This is a genomic window from Ornithinimicrobium kibberense (assembly GCF_006519705.1).
Classification (GTDB): Bacteria; Actinomycetota; Actinomycetes; order Actinomycetales; family Dermatophilaceae; genus Ornithinicoccus; species Ornithinicoccus kibberensis.
In genome coordinates this window covers 30,983-53,166 of record NZ_VFXM01000008.1, presented here as the reverse complement: position 1 = coordinate 53,166, position 22,184 = coordinate 30,983, and the positions used below count along the sequence as shown (strand labels likewise).

20 protein-coding genes are annotated in these 22,184 nt (G+C 71.1%); all 20 read right to left on the bottom strand.

Annotated features, from left to right (window positions below; genetic code table 11):
- Window positions 1-15: 15 nt before the first annotated feature.
- The 20 genes from FJR00_RS08150 to mraZ all read right to left on the bottom strand — a co-directional run bounded on the left by FJR00_RS08150 (window position 16) and on the right by mraZ (window position 22,156).
- Window positions 16-942: a type II secretion system F family protein gene (locus FJR00_RS08150; protein ID WP_181409547.1), complete on the bottom strand. Its 927-nt coding sequence runs from the start codon at window positions 940-942 to the stop codon at window positions 16-18.
- On the bottom strand, window positions 942-1,877 hold the full coding sequence (locus tag FJR00_RS08145; RefSeq protein WP_141338275.1) for a type II secretion system F family protein: 936 nt from the start codon (window positions 1,875-1,877) through the stop codon (window positions 942-944). Before FJR00_RS08145 ends, FJR00_RS08150 begins: the two co-directional genes overlap by 1 nt.
- Window positions 1,874-3,337 (bottom strand): TadA family conjugal transfer-associated ATPase, encoded by a 1,464-nt coding sequence (locus tag FJR00_RS08140; protein ID WP_141338274.1) that lies wholly within the window; start codon window positions 3,335-3,337, stop codon window positions 1,874-1,876. The genes FJR00_RS08145 and FJR00_RS08140 overlap by 4 nt, the downstream gene beginning before the upstream one ends.
- A complete protein-coding gene (locus FJR00_RS08135) occupies window positions 3,334-4,524 on the bottom strand; it encodes a CpaE/TadZ family protein (protein WP_141338273.1) in 1,191 nt (396 codons plus the stop codon). Before FJR00_RS08135 ends, FJR00_RS08140 begins: the two co-directional genes overlap by 4 nt.
- A complete protein-coding gene (gene cpaB / locus FJR00_RS08130; RefSeq protein ID WP_141338272.1) occupies window positions 4,521-5,360 on the bottom strand; it encodes a Flp pilus assembly protein CpaB in 840 nt (279 codons plus the stop codon). The genes FJR00_RS08135 and cpaB overlap by 4 nt, the downstream gene beginning before the upstream one ends.
- 9 nt (window positions 5,361-5,369) lie before the next feature.
- Window positions 5,370-6,338, bottom strand: a complete 969-nt coding sequence (locus FJR00_RS08125; RefSeq protein ID WP_272949579.1) for a TadE/TadG family type IV pilus assembly protein — start codon at window positions 6,336-6,338, stop codon at window positions 5,370-5,372.
- The gene (locus FJR00_RS16650) at window positions 6,326-6,703 is read right to left on the bottom strand and encodes a TadE/TadG family type IV pilus assembly protein (RefSeq protein ID WP_141338270.1); all 378 of its coding nucleotides are present in this window, start codon (window positions 6,701-6,703) and stop codon (window positions 6,326-6,328) included. The genes FJR00_RS08125 and FJR00_RS16650 overlap by 13 nt, the downstream gene beginning before the upstream one ends.
- 102 nt (window positions 6,704-6,805) lie before the next feature.
- The gene (locus tag FJR00_RS08115; RefSeq protein ID WP_141338269.1) at window positions 6,806-7,009 is read right to left on the bottom strand and encodes a Flp family type IVb pilin; all 204 of its coding nucleotides are present in this window, start codon (window positions 7,007-7,009) and stop codon (window positions 6,806-6,808) included.
- A 306-nt stretch (window positions 7,010-7,315) separates the two neighbouring features.
- Entirely contained in the window at window positions 7,316-8,665 is a 1,350-nt protein-coding gene (ftsZ, locus tag FJR00_RS08110; protein WP_141338268.1) for a cell division protein FtsZ, read from the bottom strand.
- A 141-nt stretch (window positions 8,666-8,806) separates the two neighbouring features.
- Window positions 8,807-9,625 carry a cell division protein FtsQ/DivIB gene (locus tag FJR00_RS08105; protein ID WP_141338267.1) on the bottom strand — a complete coding sequence of 273 codons (819 nt, stop codon included), beginning with the start codon at window positions 9,623-9,625 and terminating at the stop codon, window positions 8,807-8,809.
- Window positions 9,622-11,244: a UDP-N-acetylmuramate--L-alanine ligase gene (gene murC / locus FJR00_RS08100; RefSeq protein WP_337678388.1), complete on the bottom strand. Its 1,623-nt coding sequence runs from the start codon at window positions 11,242-11,244 to the stop codon at window positions 9,622-9,624. The genes FJR00_RS08105 and murC overlap by 4 nt, the downstream gene beginning before the upstream one ends.
- A complete protein-coding gene (gene murG, locus FJR00_RS08095; protein ID WP_141338266.1) occupies window positions 11,241-12,338 on the bottom strand; it encodes an undecaprenyldiphospho-muramoylpentapeptide beta-N-acetylglucosaminyltransferase in 1,098 nt (365 codons plus the stop codon). The genes murC and murG overlap by 4 nt, the downstream gene beginning before the upstream one ends.
- Window positions 12,335-13,816 (bottom strand): putative lipid II flippase FtsW, encoded by a 1,482-nt coding sequence (gene ftsW / locus FJR00_RS08090; RefSeq protein ID WP_141338265.1) that lies wholly within the window; start codon window positions 13,814-13,816, stop codon window positions 12,335-12,337. The genes murG and ftsW overlap by 4 nt, the downstream gene beginning before the upstream one ends.
- Window positions 13,813-15,351 (bottom strand): UDP-N-acetylmuramoyl-L-alanine--D-glutamate ligase, encoded by a 1,539-nt coding sequence (gene murD, locus FJR00_RS08085; RefSeq protein WP_141338264.1) that lies wholly within the window; start codon window positions 15,349-15,351, stop codon window positions 13,813-13,815. Before murD ends, ftsW begins: the two co-directional genes overlap by 4 nt.
- Window positions 15,348-16,463, bottom strand: coding sequence for a phospho-N-acetylmuramoyl-pentapeptide-transferase (mraY, locus tag FJR00_RS08080; protein ID WP_075958867.1), 1,116 nt, complete (start codon window positions 16,461-16,463; stop codon window positions 15,348-15,350). The genes murD and mraY overlap by 4 nt, the downstream gene beginning before the upstream one ends.
- Complete coding sequence (locus FJR00_RS08075) at window positions 16,463-17,953, bottom strand: UDP-N-acetylmuramoyl-tripeptide--D-alanyl-D-alanine ligase (RefSeq protein ID WP_141338263.1); 1,491 nt, start codon at window positions 17,951-17,953, stop codon at window positions 16,463-16,465. The genes mraY and FJR00_RS08075 overlap by 1 nt, the downstream gene beginning before the upstream one ends.
- Window positions 17,954-19,834 carry a peptidoglycan D,D-transpeptidase FtsI family protein gene (locus FJR00_RS08070; protein ID WP_141338262.1) on the bottom strand — a complete coding sequence of 627 codons (1,881 nt, stop codon included), beginning with the start codon at window positions 19,832-19,834 and terminating at the stop codon, window positions 17,954-17,956. It abuts the gene before it with no gap.
- A 42-nt stretch (window positions 19,835-19,876) separates the two neighbouring features.
- A complete protein-coding gene (ftsL, locus tag FJR00_RS08065) occupies window positions 19,877-20,398 on the bottom strand; it encodes a cell division protein FtsL (RefSeq protein ID WP_141338261.1) in 522 nt (173 codons plus the stop codon).
- Complete coding sequence (gene rsmH / locus FJR00_RS08060) at window positions 20,395-21,483, bottom strand: 16S rRNA (cytosine(1402)-N(4))-methyltransferase RsmH (RefSeq protein WP_141338260.1); 1,089 nt, start codon at window positions 21,481-21,483, stop codon at window positions 20,395-20,397. The genes ftsL and rsmH overlap by 4 nt, the downstream gene beginning before the upstream one ends.
- A 238-nt stretch (window positions 21,484-21,721) precedes the next feature.
- Window positions 21,722-22,156: a division/cell wall cluster transcriptional repressor MraZ gene (mraZ, locus tag FJR00_RS08055; RefSeq protein ID WP_237770264.1), complete on the bottom strand. Its 435-nt coding sequence runs from the start codon at window positions 22,154-22,156 to the stop codon at window positions 21,722-21,724.
- Window positions 22,157-22,184: the final 28 nt, after the last annotated feature.

Sequence of the window (22,184 nt, the reverse complement as noted above, 5' to 3'; positions counted from 1 at the left end):
ATTTTCTCTCCTTCGTCATCCAGCGGTCGGGACGATGAGCCCGCCGGTGAACGCCTCAATGATGTTGATCACGGCTGGGCCCAGGACGACCACCAACAGGGCGGGGAAGATGCACAGGAACAGGGGAAGCGCGACGAGGACCGGGATCCGCATGGCCTTCTCCTCAGCGCGCAGACGCCGCGTGACGCGCATCTCCGACGCCTGGATGCTCAGGACCCGCGCCACCGAGATGCCATGCTCCTCGGCCTGGATGATGGCCCGGAGGAACCGACGCAGCTCAGGCAACTCGATGCGCTCTCCAAGCAGCTGATAAGCGACCTTTCGAGGCACACCCACCTGGATGTCCTGCAAGGTGCGGACCACTTCGTCGGACAAAGGCCCCGTGGTATTCCGTGCCACGTGGGCCAGGGCCCCCTCGAACCCCAGACCAGCTTCGACCGCGATCGAGAGCTGATCTAACATGTCGGGCATCTTCAATGCGATCTGTTCCCGCCGCCTGGTAGCGCGGACCGACAGAAGCATCTCTGGGAGGAAGACGAGGAAGGCGGTCACGAGGACAGCGATCACCAGTCTCAGAGCCGACGGCTGGGTTCGCCAGAGGAAAACCCCCATCAACACACCGGTGCCGGTAAGGATGACCTTGGTGACGAGGATCCGCTCCATCGGCCACCCGGCAGGTCGCCCCGCGCGGCGATGGAGCCGGTCGAGATTGCGCAGCAGCGGACGAGGAACCAGCCGAGGAACTATCGAGCCCATGGCCGACGGTGCAGCTGACATGTCCGGCTCAGAGCCGTCACGGTGCTGGTCAAGCTCGCGCTGCAGGTTGGTCAACATGGTGCGCCGGTCACCGACTGAGCGAGTGAAGATCGCCCAGACAACCAGCGGGGTCCCCAAGGCCAGGAACACCGCCCCGATGAGAACCGTGGTAGCCAGATCACCCATCAGAACTCCACCGTCACTACCTTGCGCATCCAAAGCGCTCCGACGACCATCGATATCGCTCCGTAGACCAGCATGGCGATGCCGAGAGGGCGGGTCCATAGCAGAGACGCATAGTCGCGGTTGATCATGGCACTCATCAGGCCGACGAAGATTGGCAGGACGAGCAGCACCCAGGCTGAGATTCGCCCCTCTGCGCTGAGCGCCTTGACCCGCTTGCGCACCTGCTGCCGCTCCCTGATGGTGTTGCTGACCGAGTCGAGCACCTCGCCGAGGTTGCCGCCGACCTGACGATGGATCGTGATGGCCTGGGCGACCCAGCGGAAGTCGTCGCTGTCCATCCGCTCCGACGTCTCAGTGAGGGCGATCCCTAGGTCTTGTCCGATCCGCACCTGCTTGACCGCCCGCAGCAGCTCCGACCTGGCGGGCTCCTCTATCTCGTGACCGACCGTCTCGAGCGCCTGCACGGTGCTGTGGCCTGCGCGCAAATTCGTAGCTAGGTGCTGGACGATGTCGTCCAGCAGGCTTGCGAAAGCTGTCTTACGCCGCTCGGAGCGCACCGCGATGACGGCGATCAGGCCGACGAAGCCCAGGAAACTGAGAAGTATTCCCAGAAATAGGCCGCTCAGGACGAATCCCACCGCGAAGGTGATGAGCCCCAGCACCGTCACGAGAACGACGAACTCCGCAATCGGCAGCCGGATACCTGCGCGATCCAGAGCGTAGGCCCATCGGCGTACGACCGAGTTTCGACCCACCTTCTGATCGACCCAATCGACGACGCTTGCGCCCCAGCCTGTGTGTTGCCCCTCGACGGCCTGCCAGCGTCGGCGACTCACGGGCACGGTGCGGGATGGCACGGTCACGAGCCAGGTGGCCACCAGGAGTGCCAGCGCCACCAGCGTCGCCGCGGCCCAGACGATCCCCTGACCGATCATCGTCGGCGCCGGTCCGCGAACGCGTCGAGCGGATCGAACATGTCAGGCGGCAGGATGATCCCCAGGTGGTGGAAGCGGTCAGTGAAATGCGGCCGGATCCCGGTCGACTTGGTCGTCCCAAGGAACGTGCCGTTCTCGTCAACACCGGCGGCGTAGTCGAAGACAAACGCATCCTGCAGGGTGATGATGTCTCCTTCCATACCCTGGACCTCCGTCACATGCGTGACCCGGCGACTCCCATCACGCAGACGGCTGACGTGGACGATGAGGTCCACGGCCGAGGAGATCTGCTCACGGATGGCGCGTAGAGGCAGGTCCATCCCCGCCATGAGGACCATGGTCTCCAGGCGCGCGATCGCGTCCCGGGGCGTATTGGCGTGCAGGGTGGACAAAGACCCGTCATGACCGGTGTTCATGGCCTGAAGCATGTCGAGGCTCTCGCCGCCGCGGACCTCGCCCACGATGATCCGATCGGGCCGCATACGCAACGAGTTACGGACCAGATCCCGGATGGTGACCGCACCCTTGCCCTCGATGTTCGGTGGCCTGGACTCAAGTCGGACGACGTGGTCCTGCTGCAGTTGCAGTTCCACCGCGTCCTCCACGGTCACGATCCGCTCGTCACCCGGTATGAAGGACGACAGGACGTTGAGCATGGTCGTCTTCCCGGTGCCGGTGCCCCCGGACACGAGGACGTTCAGCCGTGCCTCCACGCAGGCGCGCAGAAGCCCGACCATGCTGGGGGACATCGAGCCCTTCTCGACGAGATCTTTGACCGTCAGCGGAGTCTTCCCAAACTTCCGAATCGTCAACGTGGGACCAGTGAAGGCCAAGGGGGGGATGATCGCGTTGACACGCGAACCGTCCTCGAGCCGCGCGTCGACCAAGGGTGAGGACTCGTCGATCCGCCGACCGACCCGGGATACGATGCGTTCGATGACGCGGCGAAGGTGCTCGTCGCTCGTGAAGGTCACCGCGGTGCGGTGCAACCGCCCCCCAGTCTCAACGAAGACGTTGTCCGGGCCGTTGACCATCACCTCGGTGACTGAATCATCGTCCAGCAATCGCTGCAATGGACCGAGGCCTAAGACATCGTCAGAGATCTCGCGGATCAGCAATCTGCGCTCGTCAGGCTTGAGCGCCACGGTAGAAGCCTGGATGAGTTTGGTGAGTTCGCTCCGCACGAGCGCCTGCAACTGCTGTTCCGCCATGTTCGGGTCGCTCAGTCGCGCGCCGAGCCGTTCGAAAAGCTCTTCCCTCGCACTGGCCTTGAGCCGCACGACGGCCTCCGAATCACCCAGGGGCCGTTGGGCCGCCGCTGCATCCCTCACGGCGGACTTCTGCGGAACTTCGGTTTGCTGGGCCGAGGTGGTGGAATCCAGAGGTGAGACACCGCTCCCCAGCCCGTTCGCGGGCTGCAGGTTCGACTCCGGACGCGAAAGACGGTCGCTCAAACTCATGGCTTGCTCCAGATCCGGGACGTGCCTCGACGGCCACGCCGGGAAGCCAGTGGTGCGAAGCGGGAGACGAGTGACTGTAGGTCTTGCGACACCTTGTCCCTCGGGTGCAGCGACACGAGGGGCGTTCCCTGGTTCGTCGACCGAGCCACCCTCGGACTGCGCGGCAGTACGATGTCGGCATTGTGCTTCAGCGTGGCCTCCGCATCTGTCACGCTGATCCCACCAGTCCGGTCGAACATGTTGATCACGATGTGCCGTGTGTGCGGGGGAAGTCCGAGCTCCTCGAGCAGGTCTAGCTCCTTGCGCAACCCCCGGATGCCGGGGACGTCTAAGGTGGTCACCAGCACCAGGTCGGTGGTGTGGTCGAGGGCCGTCAAGGTCTCCTCGCTCATCCCGGGAGCACTGTCCACGACGACGTATCGGAACTCGCGCCGCAGGACCTGCAGCAGCTCCCCAACCAGTCGGGGGTCGATACGGTCGGCCTCTGCCGGTGACCGGACGCCGGCCACCACCTGCAACCCGGACGGGTGCTGGGTGAGCAGTGCCTTGAGCCCTATCAGGTCTGGCACAGCTGTCGTCGCGACGTCACCGAGGGTGTAGGTGGGCTCCAGATCGAGGGCCGCAGCCACATCACCAAACTGAACATCCAGATCGACGATGACCGTACCTTGAGGTGACTTCTCGGCCAGGCTGGCCGCGATGTTCGTGGCGACCGTCGTCTTACCCACTCCTCCCTTGGGAGATGCGACCGTGATGACTCGTCCGAATGCGGAGTCGTCCGCGACGGCCGACCTTCCGCTTCGTCGGCCAGCCACCTCCTCGGCTGCACGCAAGGTGACCCGCAAATCTTCGATGCCGATCCCGACGGGCACGATGTCCTGAACCCGGGCCCGCATGGCTGTGAGCGCCAGAGTGTCCGGCTGATCGCTGACGAGAAGAACGGCGAGAGGGTTGGCTTGGCTGTCCAACCGGCGGCTGAACTCGAGAGCGCGGTCCCTGTCCACTTGGCCGTCGGTCACATCGAGCACCAAGGTGGTCACCTCGACGTCCTCATCGAACATTGCCAGCAACTGACCTGGCGTGGCCGGGACCTGGTCGGGGCGGATGACGGTGAGCCGGTCCTCGGAAGCCAGTCGGAGCCGCTTGGTCAGGTCGATTGACGTGCTCGCGGCGATGATGTGACTCACTGCAGCACGTCCTCGCCGCGCTCGGGAAGGGTGACGACGATGCTGGGCACTTCGTCCTCGGGTGCACCCTCGGGCTCGTAGGAAAGGTAGACCGATCCCCACTCAGCCGCGAAGACCAAGCGTGCTGCTGGTTCAGGCTCCAGGGCCAACGTCACAAAGACCTGATCCTCGGCTCCCTGTTCCGAGTTCCCAGCGTCGCCCGCTGTCACAGGGTCGGCGACAAACGCTCCCTCGACCCGCACGACGGGGATCTTGTGCAAGGTCAGGTCCGTCACGTTCACCTGGTTTCCTCCCGCCACGAGCGGCCTACCGGCCTCGTCGGTCGCCTCCTCGTTCGCAGTCCCATCATCGGCGCCGCCGTCCGCTTCAGTATCGATCTCAAAGGACATGAACACTCCGACGGTGTCCCCCGGGGCGATGTTGCCGCCCAAGGCGTTCGCCTTGTTGAGCAGGAGGGTTACCTGGTGGTGATCCGTCAACTCCTCGGGCAGCTCAGTCTCGCCGCGAGCACGCAACTCCTCCGGTGTCACGAGCCGCGACCTCGTCAGCTGCTCTCCAGGCACAGTCGCGGTGGTGATCACCAAGTTCTGTACATCCTGCAGGTCCCGAACCGCTCCCTCGACGACAGCAGACCTGGGGATCTGCCGCACCTCGACGCGGTCACCGAACTCGGTTACCGGCGTCCCCACCGGAATTTCTTCGAGCGCGACCACCACCGGGCCGGTTTCCAGGTCGGCAGCCGCCCTCTCATCGGCGTTGTTGGCGTAGTTGATGACCAGGAGAGCCCCGACGACGGCCAGGATGACACCGGCCAGGGCAGCGATGACGCGACGCATTAGGAGAGCTTAGTCCTTTAGTCTGATGACAAGGGTGTTGGGATCGGTAACGGGCCCGAGAATAAATTCTTCATCGATGGACTGGTAACCCTGGAACTCCAAGAGCATGCACATCGTCGGTCCGGTGGGCAGTCCCGCGCACGCCGGCGTGCCACCACTCTTTGGGTTCCCGGACAACGTGTTGAAATGGAAACTTCTTAGAATGACTCCGGCGTAACCCGCGATATGGTATTCACCGCCACTTCCCACACCCCGGTTGTCATCGAAGACGGGCAGAAGAAAGAGCCGGTCGATCAGCGGCAGGAAATCAGCCACCGAGCATTCGGACGGGACGTTGTTTCCGGTGTCTCCGGGAACCCAATTGCCCACGGACGTGAAGGCCTCGCACCCGCCGGTCGGGTCGAGCCAACTGAAGCCGCCGGCAGGATAGTCACCGTAGTCGCAACCACTCGTCAGGTCCGACGGCTGCGGGATGTTGAGGTTGACGGTGTCGCCGATGTTGGCGTCGCCGAAGGCATCCCAGTAGGAGCAGTAGGAGATCGCAATGGGGATGACGGACGTCCCCTCGATCGGCGAGCCCCACTCGACAGTCGCCGAGGCGGGAACGCGGATTGGATCAGCTCCGACAGCCTGGAGGAAGAAGGGCGGCTGTTCGGCGCTCGCCACGACCTGCACGGAGTTCGCTTCGCAAACGACCTTGTCAATGCCGGTGGTGTCGTTCTCGTTCGGCACGTTCGGCTTGGCGTAGGTCAGGGCGAGGCCCTCGTCCTCGACACAGCCCGTGAGTGCGTACTCCTGGGCGACGGCGAAAGCTGCGGCGTCTGCCCCAGTCTGCACGTGCTGTCGCTTCGCGTAAACGGCCGCCCCATCGATGCCCAGGCCGATGAACCCGAGGAGAATCATCATGAAGAGCGCGAATGTGACAATTGTGGCTCCACCCTCAAGCTGGCGACGGAATTCTCGCCTCAACCGTTGCATCGCATTGCCCCCGTGCCTCGAAGGGTGAACGTGGTGGGCCAGAAACCCGTGATCATGCCTGTGGAGTAGGTGAGGGAAGCCGTCGCGCTCTGATCCGGAGCCGGTGGAGGGGGACATGCTGCGCTGTTTGCGCTGTCCCAGGCGACTGAACCAAACGGGAACGCGTCGTTGGCGCGCGCCAGTGCCTCCGCTTGGTCCCCACCGATCGCCAACACCCTGGCGGCATCGCGCGCTGCTGACCCCAGACTGGCCTGGAGGAAGAAGAGCCTCCCCCCCTCCAAGACGGCGATGAACATGCTGAAAAGGAGCAGGAAAATGAGGGCAAACTCGACGACGGCGGCGCCCCTATCGCCCTGGGCTCTCATCAACCTGCTCCTACCGTGTTCCTCACCGACGCATTGCGCTGCTCAACCACGTCGGCTCGCCAGGGTCACGTGCCCCTGGCGAGCCGGTCGCGAAGACCTTGATCAGGGAGTAGTAACGAGGCCGTTGAGGTACGCCCGGATGTCATTCCAGACATTGGTTAGGCCAGTGTTCAGGGCGGTAGCGCCCAGGATGAGCACGATGGAAATACCGCCGATGACGAGCGCGTACTCCACAACGCCAGCGCCGCGTTCCTTGTCGCCGAGACGCGCCTTGAGGGTGGCGAGGGTGTAGAAGAGAGCAGCCATGAGGACTCCTATGGGTGACGCAGGTCTACCCCCCAGGGGAGTCCTGCTGATGGTGAATAGGTCAACCGGAGTGGGGACCCGCTCCAGCCACGGCCGAGTCTGCCTCACAGGTTCCTCCAAGGCAAGACCCAATTTGATCTTCAACGTCACGGCCTGATAACGGCTACGTCGCAGGTGTGCCGCCCGTCACCTTTACCGAGGCTTTACCTGACCTTGACGAACCCTGAACGTCGCAGGTGGGGGGTTGCCACGGGACGCATCAAGCCCCGCCAGCACCACGTCCGGCGGGGCTCGATGTGTCGTTGATCACTTGAGGAAGTCAGGCACGTCCAGGTCGTCGTTCTCGTCCTCGAACGTCACCTGACGCGGGGGCTGCTGCACCGGGCGCTGGGCCTGCGGGGCCGGCTGCTGCGGGGCCTGGGCCGGCTGGGCCTGCGGGTTTCCTTCGCCCTGCTGGCCCTCGCCCTGTCCCTGCTCGGCACCGTGCTGACCCTGCTGGCCGCCGCCCTGCCCACCGAACTGACCACCCTGCTGGGTCGCGGCCTGGGGCGTCGCCCGGCCCTGCTGACTGCCCTGCGGGCCCCCCGGAGCACCGACCGGGCGCTGCTGCGCCTGCTGGGCAGCCGGCTGCTGGGCCGAACGCTGCTGCTGCGGCTGGCGGCCCGGCTGCACCTGGCCGAGCGCACGCTCGTCGCTGCGGGTCTGCGGGGCTCCCCCGTCGAACCCAGCGGCGATGACAGTCACGCGCACCTCGTCGCCGAGGGAGTCGTCGATGACCGCACCGAAGATGATGTTGGCCTCCGGGTGCGCGGCCTCCTGCACCAGGCGGGCCGCCTCGTTGATCTCGAACAGGCCCAGGTCCGAGCCGCCCTGCACCGACAGCAGCACCCCGTGCGCCCCCTCGATGCTGGCCTCCAGCAACGGCGAGCTGATCGCCAGCTCGGCGGCCTGAACGGCCCGGTCCTCGCCCCTGGCGGAGCCGATGCCCATGAGCGCCGACCCGGCACCCTGCATGACCGACTTGACGTCGGCGAAGTCGAGGTTGATCAGGCCCGGCGTGGTGATGAGGTCGGTGATGCCCTGCACACCCGACAGCAGCACTTGGTCGGCCGAGCGGAAGGCGTCCAGCATGCTGACCGTGCGGTCGGAGATCGACAGCAGCCGGTCGTTGGGGATGACGATGAGGGTGTCGACCTCGTCGCGCAGCGAGGCGATGCCGGTCTCGGCCTGGTTCGCGCGACGCCGGCCCTCGAAGGTGAACGGCCGCGTCACGACACCGATGGTCAGCGCGCCCAGCGACTTGGCGATCTTGGCCACGACCGGCGCGCCACCGGTGCCGGTGCCGCCGCCCTCGCCGGCGGTGACGAAGACCATGTCGGCCCCGCGCAGGGCCTCCTCGATCTCCTCGGTGTGGTCCTCGGCGGCACGGCGACCCACCTCGGGGTCGGCGCCGGCGCCCAGACCGCGGGTCAGCTCGCGGCCTACGTCGAGCTTGACGTCGGCGTCGCTCATGAGCAGCGCCTGGGCGTCGGTGTTGATGGCGATGAACTCGACACCCTTGAGGCCGACCTCGATCATCCGGTTGATGGCGTTGACGCCACCACCGCCGATGCCGACGACCTTGATGACGGCTAGGTAGTTCTGCGCAGCGGACACAAGTGGACCTTTCGGGGCTTCGATCAGTGCTGGGACGTGCGTGGTGCTCGTCCGGCGATCATAGGTGGGCACCCCCACCCCGGGTCGAGACCGTGAACCTCGACCTCAGGTTCACCCTTCCGTGTCCGCCAGGCCCTGCGGTCAGCCCTCCGGCGGCGCCGGCGGGATCCCCTGCACCGACGGGGTGTCGGGGGTCCGCACGTCGATCGTCTGCGGGGCCCAACCCTGGGGGTCGATGCTCTCCTGGTCGACGAGCGCCCGCACGACCTGCCACTTCTTCTCGGTGTCCGTGGGCTGTCCCCACAGCACGGTGAGCTGGTCGACCGTCAGGGTGACCGCGCCGCTGCGGTCCATCCTGGGCGTGTCCAGCTCCCCCTCGAGCTCGGCGGGGTCGGGGCGGGTGCGCCACAGCTCGACCAGCCCGCGCACCGTCTCCTGGTCCAGGTCCGCCGGCTCCTCGGACACCCTCACCGCAGGGAGCTTGTTGGACGCCTCGTCGACCTGCTCGAAGACCACGCCGCCCTCGTCGGCCAGCCACGTCTGCTTGCCCTTGCGCAGCGCCAGCGCCGGCTCGCGCAGCTCGACGGTGTAGCTGATCGAGGAGGGGTAGTCGCGGTCCAGGGTCACCGACCGCACCCGCTTCTCCCCCTCGAGCACCCGTTGCGCCAGGTTGTGCTCGGACACCCGCGCCAGCGGCCGGCCCATCGGGATGTCGGCGTGGTGGACGACGCTGTCGGCCAGCTCGCCCTCGGCGCCCTCGACCGTGATCTCCTCGACGACGAAGGCCGCGGAGTAGAAGAACAGGAACACCAGGCCGCCGGCGAACAGGGCCACGAGCAGCCCCCACAGCAGGAAGGCGCGGCGCACGGCCCCCGGCCGCGGCGGGCGGGCCAGCCGTTCCTCCCCCTCCCCCCGTCGTCCCGGCAGCCGGTCCGCGACGGCGTCCGGCACCCACCTCACCGCCGGCTCACCGCCTCGTCGTCGTCCAGCAGCTTCAGCAGCCGCGGCCCCACCGTCGTCACGTCGCCGGCACCCACGGTCACCACGAGGTCGCCGGGCCGCACGAGGTCGGCGAGCACCCCCGGCGTCGCGTCCAGGCTCTCGGCCACGACCACCCGCTCCGGTCCGCCGAGCGCCTCGACCCGGTCGGCGAGCAGCTGGCTGGTGACCTCCGGATACTGCTCCTGGGTCTCCCGCGCCCCGTAGACCGGCATGAGGACGAGCACGTCGGCCCCGGCCAGCCCGGCGGCGAACCCGTCGACGAAGTCCCTCGTCCGGGAGAACAGGTGCGGCTGGAAGGCCACCACCACCCGTCGCCCGTCCGCCGCCGACCGCGCCGCGGAGACCACGGCGGCGACCTTCGGCGCGTTGTGCGCGTAGTCGTCGACCACCTCGACGCCGCCCGCCTCGCCGACCCGCTCGAAGCGCCGGTGCGCCCCGGGGAAGAGGGCCAGCCCGGCGAGCACCCGCGTCGGGTCCGCGCCCAGGCCCACGGTCGCCGCCAGCAGCGCCGCCGTCGCGTTGTGCGCGCTGTGCTCCCCCGGCACCGGCACGACCACCTCGAGCTCCTGGGCCTGCGCGAACGGGCCCACGGCGCGCCGCACCCGCAGGGTCGCCCGCGCCGTCATCCCCCGGGAGGTCACGTCGCGCAGCAGCACGTCCGGCCCCGCCCCCGTGCCGTCGTCCTCGCCGTCGGGCGCGCCCGCACCGGTCCCCCAGGTGAGCACCTCCACGTCGGGACGGGTATGCCGCGCGCGCTCGGCCAGGCGCGCGGCCCCCGGGTCGTCGACGTTGGTGACGAGCAGCCCGCCGGGCGTGATCGTGCCGACGAACTCCTCGTAGGCCCGCTCGACCTCCTGGGCCGTGCCGTAGAAGTCGAGGTGGTCGGGCTGGACGTTGGTCACGACCGCGACCTGCGGCCGGTAGACGACGAACGTGCCGTCGCTCTCGTCGGCCTCGACGACCACCGGTGCACCCGGTGCCCCGGGCGCGGCGTTGGTCGGGACGGCGGCGGCCGGGTCCCCGGCAGCGGCCGCCTTCCCTTCGGCGCCCCGCTCGACCGACGGCGCCACGGCCAGCGGCGCGCCGATGACGAAGCCCGGCTCCAGCCCGGCCGCCTGCAGGGCGACCGTCGTCATCGCGCTCGTCGTCGTCTTGCCGTTGGCCCCCGCCACCGCCACGGCCGGCCGGCCGTGCAGCAGCGCGGCGATGCCCTGGGAGCGGTGCAGCACCCGCAGGCCCCGCTCCCGGGCGGCGGCCATCTCGCTGTTGTCCTCGGGGACCGCCGACGACACGACGACCGTGTCGACCCCGTCGACGTGCGCGGCGTCGTGACCGACGAACACCGTGGCCCCCTCGGCCTCCAGGGCCCGCAGGGTCGGCGAGTCGGCCCGGTCGCTGCCCGAGACCGGCACGCCGGCCGCCATGAGCATCCGGGCGACGCCGGACATCCCCGACCCGCCGATGGCCACGAGGTGGACGCGGCCCAGCGCGGCGGCGGGCGGCACGTCGGCGGACAGGTCGAAGCGGGACGGGGTGCGCCCGCCCGTCGGGCCGGTGCCCGTCGGGCGGCCGGTCACCGGTGCCCCGCCGCGTCGAGGACGAGGTCGACGAGGACGTCGTCCGCGTGCCGCTCCCCGTGCTCCGCCGCGGCCGCGCCCATGGCCGCGAGCCGCTCGGGGTCGGTGACGAGGGGCAGCACGGTCGAGCGGACCCGGTCGGCGTCGAGCAGGGCGTCCTCGACGACGATCCCGCCGCCGGCCGCCACCACCTCTGCGGCGTTGAGCCGCTGCTCGCCGTTGCCGATCGGCAGCGGCACGTAGACCGCGGGAAGGCCCACCGCGGCCAGCTCGCTGACCGTCCCGGCGCCGGAGCGTCCCAGGGCCAGGTCGGCCACGGCGTAGGCCAGCTCCATCCGGTCGGTGTAGGGCAGCGCGACGTAGCGGGCGCCGGTCCCCGGGTCGGCCTCCGGCACGTCCACGTCCTTGCCCGCCCCGGTCAGGTGCAGCACCTGGACCCCGGCGGCGAGCAGGTCGCCCGCGGCGCCGGCGACGGCCTCGTTGAGCCGCTGGGCCCCCAGCGACCCGCCGAAGACCAGCAGGGTCGGCCGGCCGTCGTCCAGGCCGAAGTGCGCCAGCCCCTCGGCGCGCGTCGCCGCCCGGTCGAGGTCGCGGATCTCGGCGCGCAGCGGCAGCCCCACCCGGCGGGCGTTGGGCAGCGCGGTCGTCGCGAACGTCGTGGCGACCGCCGTGGTGAACCGGGCCCCAAGCCGGTTGGCCAGCCCCGCCCGGGCGTTCTGCTCGTGGATGACGATCGGCACGCCCGCGCGTCGGGCGGCCAGGTAGGCCGGGGTCGCGACGTAGCCGCCGAAGCCCACGACCACGTCGGCGTCCTTGTCCCGCAGCACCGCCAGCGCGGTGCCGACGGCCCGCTGCAGCGAGCTGGGAAAGCGCACCGCGGCCATCCCCGGCCGGCGCGGGAAGGGCACCTTGGGCACGGTCGTCAGCTCGTAGCCGCGCTCGGGCACGAGCCGGGCCTCCAGGCCCTCGGCGGTACCGAGCACGGTGATGGTGGCGTCGGGCACCCGGCGGCGCAGGGCGTCGGCCGTGGCCAGGAGCGGGTTGACGTGGCCGGCGGACCCGCCGCCGGCGAGGACGACGGACAGCGGGCTCATCGACGGCCCTTCGGTCCGCCACGGGGACGAGGCGCCGCCCGGGTGCTCCCCCGCGGCGCTGCCCGCGTGGCAGCCCGCGGCGTGGCGTGCGTGGACGTCCGGGGCGTGGTCCGCCCGGTCGTGCGCGCCGCGCCCGGCCTGCTCCCGCGGCCGGCGCCCGAGCGGCCGGTGGTGACCGCGGCGTACGTCCGGTCCAGGCTGGAGGTGCGCTGGGCCAACGCCTCCCGAGCCCCGGGCAGCGAGCGGGCCAGGGACAGCAGCAGGCCGATGCCCATGAGCGCCGCCAGCAGCGCCGACCCGCCGGAGGAGACCAGCGGCAGCGGCACCCCGATGATCGGCAGCATCCCGATGACCGAGCCGATGTTGAGCACGGCCTGGCCCAGCAGCCAGATGAGCATCCCGGCGGCGGCCAGCCGGGTGAACATGTCCTCGGCCTGGGACACGATCCGGAAGATGGCGTAGGCCAGCACGGCGAACAGGGCCAGCACGCCCATCGTCCCCGGCAGCCCCAGCTCCTCGCCGATGATGGCCAGGATGAAGTCGTTGTGCGGCTCGGGCAGCAGCCCCCACTTCTCCCGCGACTCCCCCAGGCCCAGGCCCCACCAGCCGCCGTCGGCCAGGGCGTACTCCGCGTGCACCTTCTGGAAGCAGCCGTCGACCTGCGGGCTGTCGCAGACGTCGCCGAGCCAGACCTGGATGCGCTGCATGCGGTTGGCGCTGCCCGCGGCCAGGTAGGCCACCCCCAGCACGGCGACCGCGCCGACGCCGAGGAACCAGCGGGCGGGCAGCCCTGCCGCCCACAGCAGCCCGACGAGGATGGCCAGCATGATCATCCCGGTGCCCAGGTCCTTGCCCTGCAGCACCAGCCCGACGAGGACGATCCCGACCGGGAAGACCAGCGGCACGCTGGCCTGCCAGACGCGGTGCACGACCTTGCGCTTGGCGGCCAGCACGGCGGCACCGAAGACGACGAGCGCCAGCTTGCCGAACTCCGAGGGCTGCACGGTGCGCCCGGCGATCTCGATCCAGTTGCGGTTGCCCTGGAACTCCACGCCCATGCCGGTGAACACCGCGGCCTGCAGGCCGAGGGCGAGGATCACCGCGGGCCAGGCCAGCCGTTTCCACGCCACGACCGGCAGCCGCGCCCCCAGCGCGGCCAGGGCGACGCCGGCCACGGCGTAGAACACCTGGGCCAGGAAGACGGTGTAGCTGTTGCCGCTCTCGACGTAGGACCGCACGCTGCTGGCGGAGAGCACCATGACCAGGCCGAGCCCGGTGAGCAGCCCGGCGGAGACGAGCACGAGGTAGTAGGGCGCCACCGGCGAGCGCAGCCAGTCGCCCACCGACTCCATCGTCCAGCCCTGGCGGGCTCGGGCTCGGGAGGGGTATGCGGTCGCGCCGCCCGGGGCGGAGCCCCCGCCCCGGGCGGACCCGGGCCCGGCGGGACCGGGCGTGCGCGGACGGGTGGTGGTCGTCATACCCCCTCCTGCTCCCCCAGGCCGAGGTGGCGGCGCACGGCCGCGGCGAAGACGTCGCCGCGGGAGCCGTAGCTGGGGAACATGTCGAGGGAGGCGGCGGCCGGCGAGAGCAGCACGACGTCGCCCGGGGACGCCAGCTCGGCGCACCGGGCGACCACCCGGTCCATGAGCGCGTGCAGGCCGTCCATGTCCCCATGGTCGGCGACCCCGGCGTCGTGGACGGGGACATCCGGCGCGTGTCGGGCCAGCGCCTGCGCGACGAGGTCGCGGTCGGAGCCGAGCAGCACGACGCCGGAGAGCCGGCCGGAGACCAGGCGGACGAGCTCGTCGACGTCGGCTCCCTTGAGCTGGCCGCCGGCGACCCAGACGATGCGTTCGTGCGCGGCGAGGGCGGCCTGGGCGGCGTGCGGGTTGGTCGCCTTGGAGTCGTCGATCCAGGTGACGCCGTCGACCTCGGCGACGATCGCGGTGCGGTGGGCGTCGGTGCGGAAGGAGCGCAGCCCCTCGCGGACGGCGACAGGGGCGATGCCGGCGGCCCGGGCCAGCGCGGCGGCGGCGAGGGCGTTGGCGACCAGGTGCGGCGGGGCCGGGGTGGACCCGTCGCCGCCGGAGGCCTTCGCCAGGTCGGCCAGGGTGCCCAGCTCGGCGGCCGAGGTGGCCCGCTCCTCGACGAAGGCGCGGTCGGCCAGCACGTCCTCGACGACGCCGACCATGGACAGGCCGGGGATGCCGAGGGTGAAGCCGACGGCACGGCAGCCCTCGACGACCTCGGCCTGCTCGACCATCGTCTCGGTGCGCGGGTCCTCGACGTTGTAGACGCAGGCCACCTGGGTGCGCTCGTAGACGCGGGCCTTGTCGGCGGCGTAGGCCTCCAGGCCCCCGTGCCAGTCGAGGTGGTCGGGGGCCAGGTTGAGCACGGTGGAGGCCAGCGGGCTCATCGTGTGGGTGAAGTGCAGTTGGAAGCTGGACAGCTCGACCGCCAGCACGTCGTAGGGCTCGGGGTGCTGCACGGCGTCGAGCACGGGGGTGCCCACGTTGCCGACCGCGGCCGCCCGCAGCCCGGCCGCCTGCAGGATCGAGGCGAGCAGCTGCACGGTCGTGGTCTTGCCGTTGGTGCCGGTGACGACCAGCCAGGGGGCGGCGCCGACGCGGGGGCGCAGCCGCCAGGCGAGCTCGACCTCGGACCAGACGGGTACGCCGCGGTCGACGGCGCCGGTCAGGACGGGGTGGTCGGGCCGCCAGCCGGGCGAGGTGACGACGAGGTCGACCTCGAGGTCGCCGCCGCCGTCGGCGGTCGGCCAGCCGGCGACGTGCTCGGCCCCGCGCCGCACGTCGGCGCCGAGGATGCCGAGGATCCCGGCCTGGGTCTCCTGCCGCTCCCCGCCGGAGCCGGCGTCGAGCACGGTGACCTGCGCCCCGTGCTGGATCAGCGCGTCGGCGGCGGCGAAGCCGGTGACCCCCAGGCCGGTGACGAGCACGCGCAGACCGGCCCAGTCGGCGTCGCGGTGGGTCAGCTCCTCCAGCGGCGCGGTCACAGGTTCGCCACCCACTCGCCGTAGAACAGGCCCAGCCCGATGGCCACGCAGATGCCGGCGATGATCCAGAACCGGATGACGATCGTCACCTCGGCCCAGCCGAGCAGCTCGAAGTGGTGCTGCAGCGGTGCCATCCGGAAGACCCGTTTGCCGGTCAGCTTGAACGAGGCGACCTGGATGATGACCGAGAGGGTGATGAGGACGAACAGCCCGCCGAGGACGGCCAGCAGCAGCTCGGTGTGCGTGGTGATCGCCAGGCCGGCCAGGCCGCCGCCGAGGGCCAGCGAGCCGGTGTCGCCCATGAAGATCTTCGCCGGGGAGGCGTTCCACCACAGGAAGCCGAACGTCGCCCCCGCGACCGAGGCGGCCACGACCGCCAGGTCGAGGGCGTCGGAGACGTCGTAGCAGTTGGGGCCGGGGGCCAGCTGGCAGTTCTGGTTGTACTGCCAGATCCCCATGATCGAGTAGGCGCCGAAGACCATGACCGAGGCCCCGGTCGCGAGCCCGTCGAGGCCGTCGGTGAGGTTGACCCCGTTGGACGCCCCGGCGATGAGGAGGTTGGCCCAGACGATGAACAGGATCGTGCCGAGCACCGGCCCGGCGACCGCCAGGTCGAAGGAGGTGTCGCGGACGAAGGAGATCGCCGTCGAGGCCGGGCTGCGGGTCGCGTCGCCGGGCTTCTGCAGGGCCAGGATCGCGAAGATCACCGCCACGAGCGTCTGCCCGGCCAGCTTCTCCACCGACGTCAGGCCCAGGGACCGCTGCTTGGCGATCTTGGTGTAGTCGTCGAGGAAGCCGATGAAGCCCAGCCCGGTGATGAGGAAGAGCACGAGCAGCGCGCTGATGGTGAACCGGCTGTGGGTGACCTCCACGAAGCCGGACATGTCGAGCAGGATGAGCGCCAGGTGGGAGATCCCGTAGCCGAGCAGGGTCGCGCCGATGATCACCGCCCCGCCCATCGTGGGCGTGCCCCGCTTGGTGTGGTGGCTGGTGGGGCCGTCGTCGCGGATGAACTGGCCGTAGCCGCGCCGGACGAGGAAGCGGATGAACAGCGGGGTGCCGAAGAGCGCGACGAACATCGCCACCGCCCCGGCGAGGAGCACGTTGACCATCAGACGTCGCCCTTCCCGGCGAGCTCGTCGCCGAGCAGACGCAGGCCGGAGTCCCGGCTGGACTTCAGCAGCACCACGTCGCCGGGGCGCAGCAGCCGGCCGAGCACCTCGGCGGCCTCGTGCCGGTCCTCGACGTGGGTGGTGGCGGCTCCGCCGCCGGCGGTGTATGCCGTGCCCGCCGGCCGGGCGAGCCCGCCCACCGTGACGAGGTGGTCGGTGCCGAGCTCCGCGGCCAGTGCGCCGACGCCGGCGTGCTCGTCGTCGCTGCCCGGGCCCAGCTCGAGCATCCCGCCGACCACGGCGACGGTGCGGCCGTCGGCGCGGCGCATCGACGCCAGCGCGCGCAGGGCGGCCCGCATCGACTCGGGGTTGGCGTTGTAGGCGTCGTTGACGACCGTCACGCCGTCGGGCCGTGCGGTGACCTCCATCCGGTGGCGCGACCGGGGCTGCGCGGCGCCGAGCGCGTCGGCGACCTGCTCCCACGGCATACCCCACTCGGCGGCGACGGCCGAGACGGCCAGGGCGTTGCCGACCTGGTGCTCCCCCACGACCTGCAGGGTCACGGGCAGGCCCTCGGGGTCCGTGCCCGGCGCACCGCCCTCGACGGCGCGGGCGTGCAGGCGGAAGGTGGCCCGGCCCTGCTCGTCGAGCCGCACGTCGTCCGCGCGCAGGTCCGAGTCGGCGGACCGCCCGACGAGCACGGTGCGGGCACCGGCGGCGTCGGCGTGCCGGCGCATGCCCCGCACGACCTCGTCGTCGGCGTTGAGCACGGCCAGCCCCCCGGCGGGCAGCGCCTGGACCAGCTCGGACTTGGCCTCGCCGATCGCCTCGCGGGAGCCGAACTCGCCCAGGTGCGCGCTGCCGACGTTGAGCACGACGGCGACCTGGGGCGGGGCGACGGCGGTGAGGTGGGCGATGTGCCCCCGGCCGGAGGCGCCCATCTCGGCGACGAGGTAGGCGGTCTCCTCGGTGAGCCGGCAGACGGTCAGCGGCACGCCGACCTCGGAGTTGTAGGACGCCTCCGGCGCCAGCGTGCGGCCCAGCCGCTGCAGCACCTGGGCCATGAGGTCCTTGGTGGAGGTCTTGCCCGAGGAGCCGGTGATCCCGACGGTGCGCAGGCCCCCGGCGGCGGTGCACCGGTCGACGACCTCGCGGCCGAGGGCGGCGAAGGCGCGGGTGACGGCGTCGTAGGGCGGCCGGTCGGGCCGCTCGGAGAGGCGCTGCGGGTCCTCCTCGACGACGACGCAGGGCAGCGCGTCCACGGGACGGTTGGTCAGCGCGGCGGCCGCCCCCTGCCGGGCGGCGGCCGCGACGAAGTCGTGCCCGTCGGCGCTCTCGCCCCGACGGGCGACGTAGAGCCCGCCGGGTCCGGCCTCCCGGGAGTCGGTGACGACGGCGCCGGTGATGGTCACCTGCGCCGTCTCGTCGGTGGCGGGGACGACCCGCCCACCGGTCACACCCGCGATCTCGCGGAGTGTCAACGGGATCACTCAGCCGGTCCCTTCGTCTCGAATCGCGGTCCGACCCAGTGTCGCACCGGATCCGTCGGGGGCAGGCTCGGCGGGGTCGTACTCCAGCGGCACGGTGGGCGGCGCCGTGGTGGCCGGCTCCACCCCCTCCTTGACGAGGGCGTAGCGCATGATCTTGCTGAACACCGGGCCGGCGATGACGCCGCCGAAGGTGTGGATCCGGGTCGGCTTCTGGATCGCGACGGCCACGACGAACCGGGGGTCGTCGGCGGGTGCGAAGCCCATGAACGAGCTCGTCACCCCCTCGTAGCGGCCCTTCTCCTGGTCGTAGCGGTCGGCGGTGCTCGTCTTGCCGGCGACGTGGTAGCCCTCGATCGCCGCGGCCGGCGCGGTCCCGCCGGTGCTGGCGACCTGCTGCATGATCGTCGTCAGCGTCTCGGCCGTCTCCTCCTGGATGACCCGCTCCCCGGAGGGCACCGAGGTCTCGGTGTAGCGGCCCTCGGCGTCGGTGGTGCCGGCGACGATCGAGGCGGGAACCCGGACCCCGTCGTTGGCGATCGTCTGGAAGACCGTGGCCTGCTGGAGCAGGGTGGAGGAGACGCCCTGGCCGTACATCACCGTGTAGCGGGTGGTCGCGCTCCAGGTGCCCGGCTCGGGCAGCAGGCCGACCGACTCGCCCGGCAGGCCCAGGCCCCTGGTCGTGCCGATGCCGAACTTGCGGAACCAGTCGTAGAGCTCCTGGTCCTCCAGGTCCTCCCCGTAGAGGATCGTGCCCATGTTGGAGGAGCGGGCCAGCACGCCGGCGAAGGTCAGGTGCCGCAGCGGGTGCTCCTCGGCGTCCTTGAAGGTCGTGCCGCCGCGCTGCAGCCGGACGGGCACCTCGATCGGCGTGTCCATCTGCACCAGCCCCTTCTCCAGGGCGGCGGCGGCGGTGATGACCTTGGCGGTGGAGCCGGGCTCGTAGACGTCCTCGACGGCCGCGTTGCGCATCCCCTCCGACGTCTGGGAGTCGTCGGCGGGGTCGAAGGTGGGGTAGCTGGCCAGCGCCAGCACCCGGGAGGTGCGCGCGTCGAGGATGACGGCATACCCCGACAGGGCCCCGGCCTCCTCGACCCGCTGGCGGACGGCGTCGTAGGCGTACCACTGCAGGTCGGCGTCGAGGGTCAGCCGCACGTCCTGGCCGGGCTCGGCGTCGTCCTCCTGGTAGAGGCCGGTGGTGATCCGCTCCCCCTCGCGACCGACCTCGAAGACGGCCTCCCCGGGGGTGCCGGTGAGCTGCTCGTCGTGGACGAGCTCCAGGCCGCCGGCCGGCATCTCGCCGGCGCCGATCCAGCCCACGAGCGGGGCGGCCGCCTCGCCGAGGGGGTAGTCGCGGCGCATGACGTTCTCGGCGGACAGGCCGCGCACGTTGCGCGAGCGCAGCTCCTGCCAGGTGGCGGGCGACTCGTCGGGGGCGACGACGGCGTACTGCTCCCCCAGCGGCTCCTCGAGCCGGCGCAGTACGTCGGCCTCCTTCTCGCCGGTGACCTCCGCCACGACCTGGGCGACGGCGGCGAACCCCCTGGCGACCTCCTCGCCCTCGTCGTCGCGCAGCACGTAGTCCTCGGCCAGCGTCGGGTCGGCGATGACCTTGCGGCGCTCGACGCTGACGGCGAGCCCGGCGCCGTCGACGTCGGTGATGGCCCCGCGCGGGGCGGGGATCGCGGTGACGTTGAGCCGGCCGTCGAGCGCGGCGGCCGAGACGCTGGCGGCGTCCAGGCCCTGGAGGCGCACGAGCTGGGCGCCGAACAGGCTCAGGACGAGCAGGACCGCCAGCAGCAGGACCCGCGTGCGAGTGCGCGGGTGCCCCACCCCGGGGTGGACGGCCCCCAGGGACCGTCTGCCACCGCGTGCTGCTGCCACTGGAAGGTCACCTCGCGGGAGTCGGTCGGGAGGGTCGGTCGGTCAGTCGGAGGCGGCCGTCCCGGCCGGGTCCGCCACGCCCGTCGCGGGCAGGTCAACGGTAATCGTGCGACCGCCGTCGCTCATGGAGGCCACGCCGGTGATGGCGCCGTCGGACAGCCGCAGCGTGGCCGTGGACGGGGCCGGGACCATGCCGAGCTTGCGGGCGGCCTTCGCCAGCGTCTCGGGCGACTCGAGCCGGTCGAGCTCGGCCTGGAGGGTGACCTTCTCGTCGTGCAGCGCGGTCTGCTCGGCGGCCAGCCGCCCCAGCACGTAGGAGCCCTCGGCCCGGTGGGTGTTGAGGACCAGGACCACGCTCACCGCGGCCATGATGATGAACAGGCACAGCAGCCGGTATGCCGTGTGCCCGCTCGCGGGGGCGGCGTCCACGACGCGGGTGCGCGACGTGCGCGCGGCCCGGGCCCCGGGCAGGGCCACGGCGGCGGTGGCACCGCCGGAGCGGCGGGGGGCGAACGCGGGGGCGGTGGCGCGGCCGAGCCGGGCACCGACGGTCATCTGGGTCATCGCTGCACCTCGGGGTTGTCGCTGCTGGTCGTCGGGGGCTGGTCGGGGGTGTCGCTGCTGGTCGTCGGGGGCTGGTCCGGGGTGGCACGGGTCCGCTCGGCGGCGCGCAACCGGACGGAGGCGGCCCGGGGGTTGAGGCCGGTCTCGGCGGCGTCGGCCTGCTCGGCGCCGCGGACGAGCAGCCGCAGCCAGGGCCGGTGCTCGGGCAGCTCGACCGGGAAGCCGGGCGGGGCGGTGCTGGTGGCGCCGCCGGCCAGGCCGCGCTTGGTGATCCGGTCCTCGAGCGAGTGGTAGGAGAGCACGACGATGCGGCCGCCGACGGCGAGGGCGGACAGGGCCGCGGTGAGCGCCTGCGACCAGACCGACAACTCGGCGTTGACCTCGATGCGCAGCGCCTGGAAGGTGCGCTTGGCCGGGTGGCCGCCGGAGCGCTGCGACGCGGCGGGGACCACGTCGTGGAGCAGCTCGACGAGCGGGCCGGAGGTGGTGAACGGCTCGGTCTCGCGCCGCCGCACGACCGCCCGGGCGATCTGGCGGGCGAACTTCTCCTCGCCGAAGGTGCGCAGCACGTGGGCGAGGTCGCGGGCGTCGTAGGTGTTGAGCACGTCGGCCGCGGTTCTCCCGGTCGACTGGTCCATCCGCATGTCCAGCGGGGCGTCGGTGCGGTAGGCGAAGCCGCGGTCGACCTCGTCCAGCTGCAGGGAGGAGACCCCCAGGTCGAAGAGGACCGCGTCGGCGCGGCCGCGCGGCGGGGTGAGCGAGGCGAGCACCGCGGGCAGGTCGTCGCTGACGGCGTGGACCGGCACGAACCGGTCGCCGAACGGGGCCAGCCGCTCGCTCGCCAGGGCCAGCGCCTGCGGGTCGCGGTCGATGCCGACGGCGGTCGCCTGCGGGCACGCCCGCAGGACGGCCTCGGTGTGGCCGCCCATGCCGAGGGTGCCGTCGACGAAGAGGGCCCCCTCGTGCTGCAGCGCGGGGGCCAGGAGCTCGACGCAGCGCTCGAGCAGGACGGGGACGTGCCGGTCCGCGGTGGGGACCGGCGGGAGCCCGTCGTCGGGAAGGTCGTCGGTGGGGTCGTCGCTCATGGTGTCGGGCCCGTCGTCAGGTGCGGCGCGACCCGGGGGCCTCCTCCTGGGTCCTGGTCCCCCACCGCCCTGCCGGGTGCCCGCCCGGCACCGGGGAAGAGGTGTCGGGTGCGGCGGTCGGGTCCGGCACGGGGGAAGTCGTGCCGGCGTCCGGTCCGGGATGCTCCGGCGCGGGGGAAGTCGCGTCGGAACGGTTCGGGCGGGGGGAGACCAGGGACCAGGCGGGCGTGCCACCGGGTCACATGACTCCGGGCACCACCTCCTCCGACTGCTCGGCGAAGGCGTCCTCGGTGGCGGCCAGGTAGTCCTCCCAGGCCTTGCTGTCCCACACCTCGACGCGGTTGCCGGCACCGATGACGGTGCAGTCCGAGCTCAGGCCGGCGTAGTCGCGCAGGATCGGCGGGATGGTGACCCGGCCCTGCTTGTCGGGCACCTCGTCGGAGGCGCCGGAGAGGAAGACACGCTGGTAGTCGCGCACGGCCCGCGACGACGTCGGGGTGCTCTGCCACTGGAGGGCGATCCGCTCGAACTCGTCCTGGGCGTAGACGACGAGGCACCGGTCCTGCCCGCGGGTGATGACCAGCCCGTCCTCGAGCTTCTTGCGGAACTTGGCCGGAAGGATGAGCCGGCCCTTGTCGTCGAGCTTGGGCGTGTAGGTCCCGAGGAAGAGCACTCGGACCACCCCCTTCTCGCTCGACGGG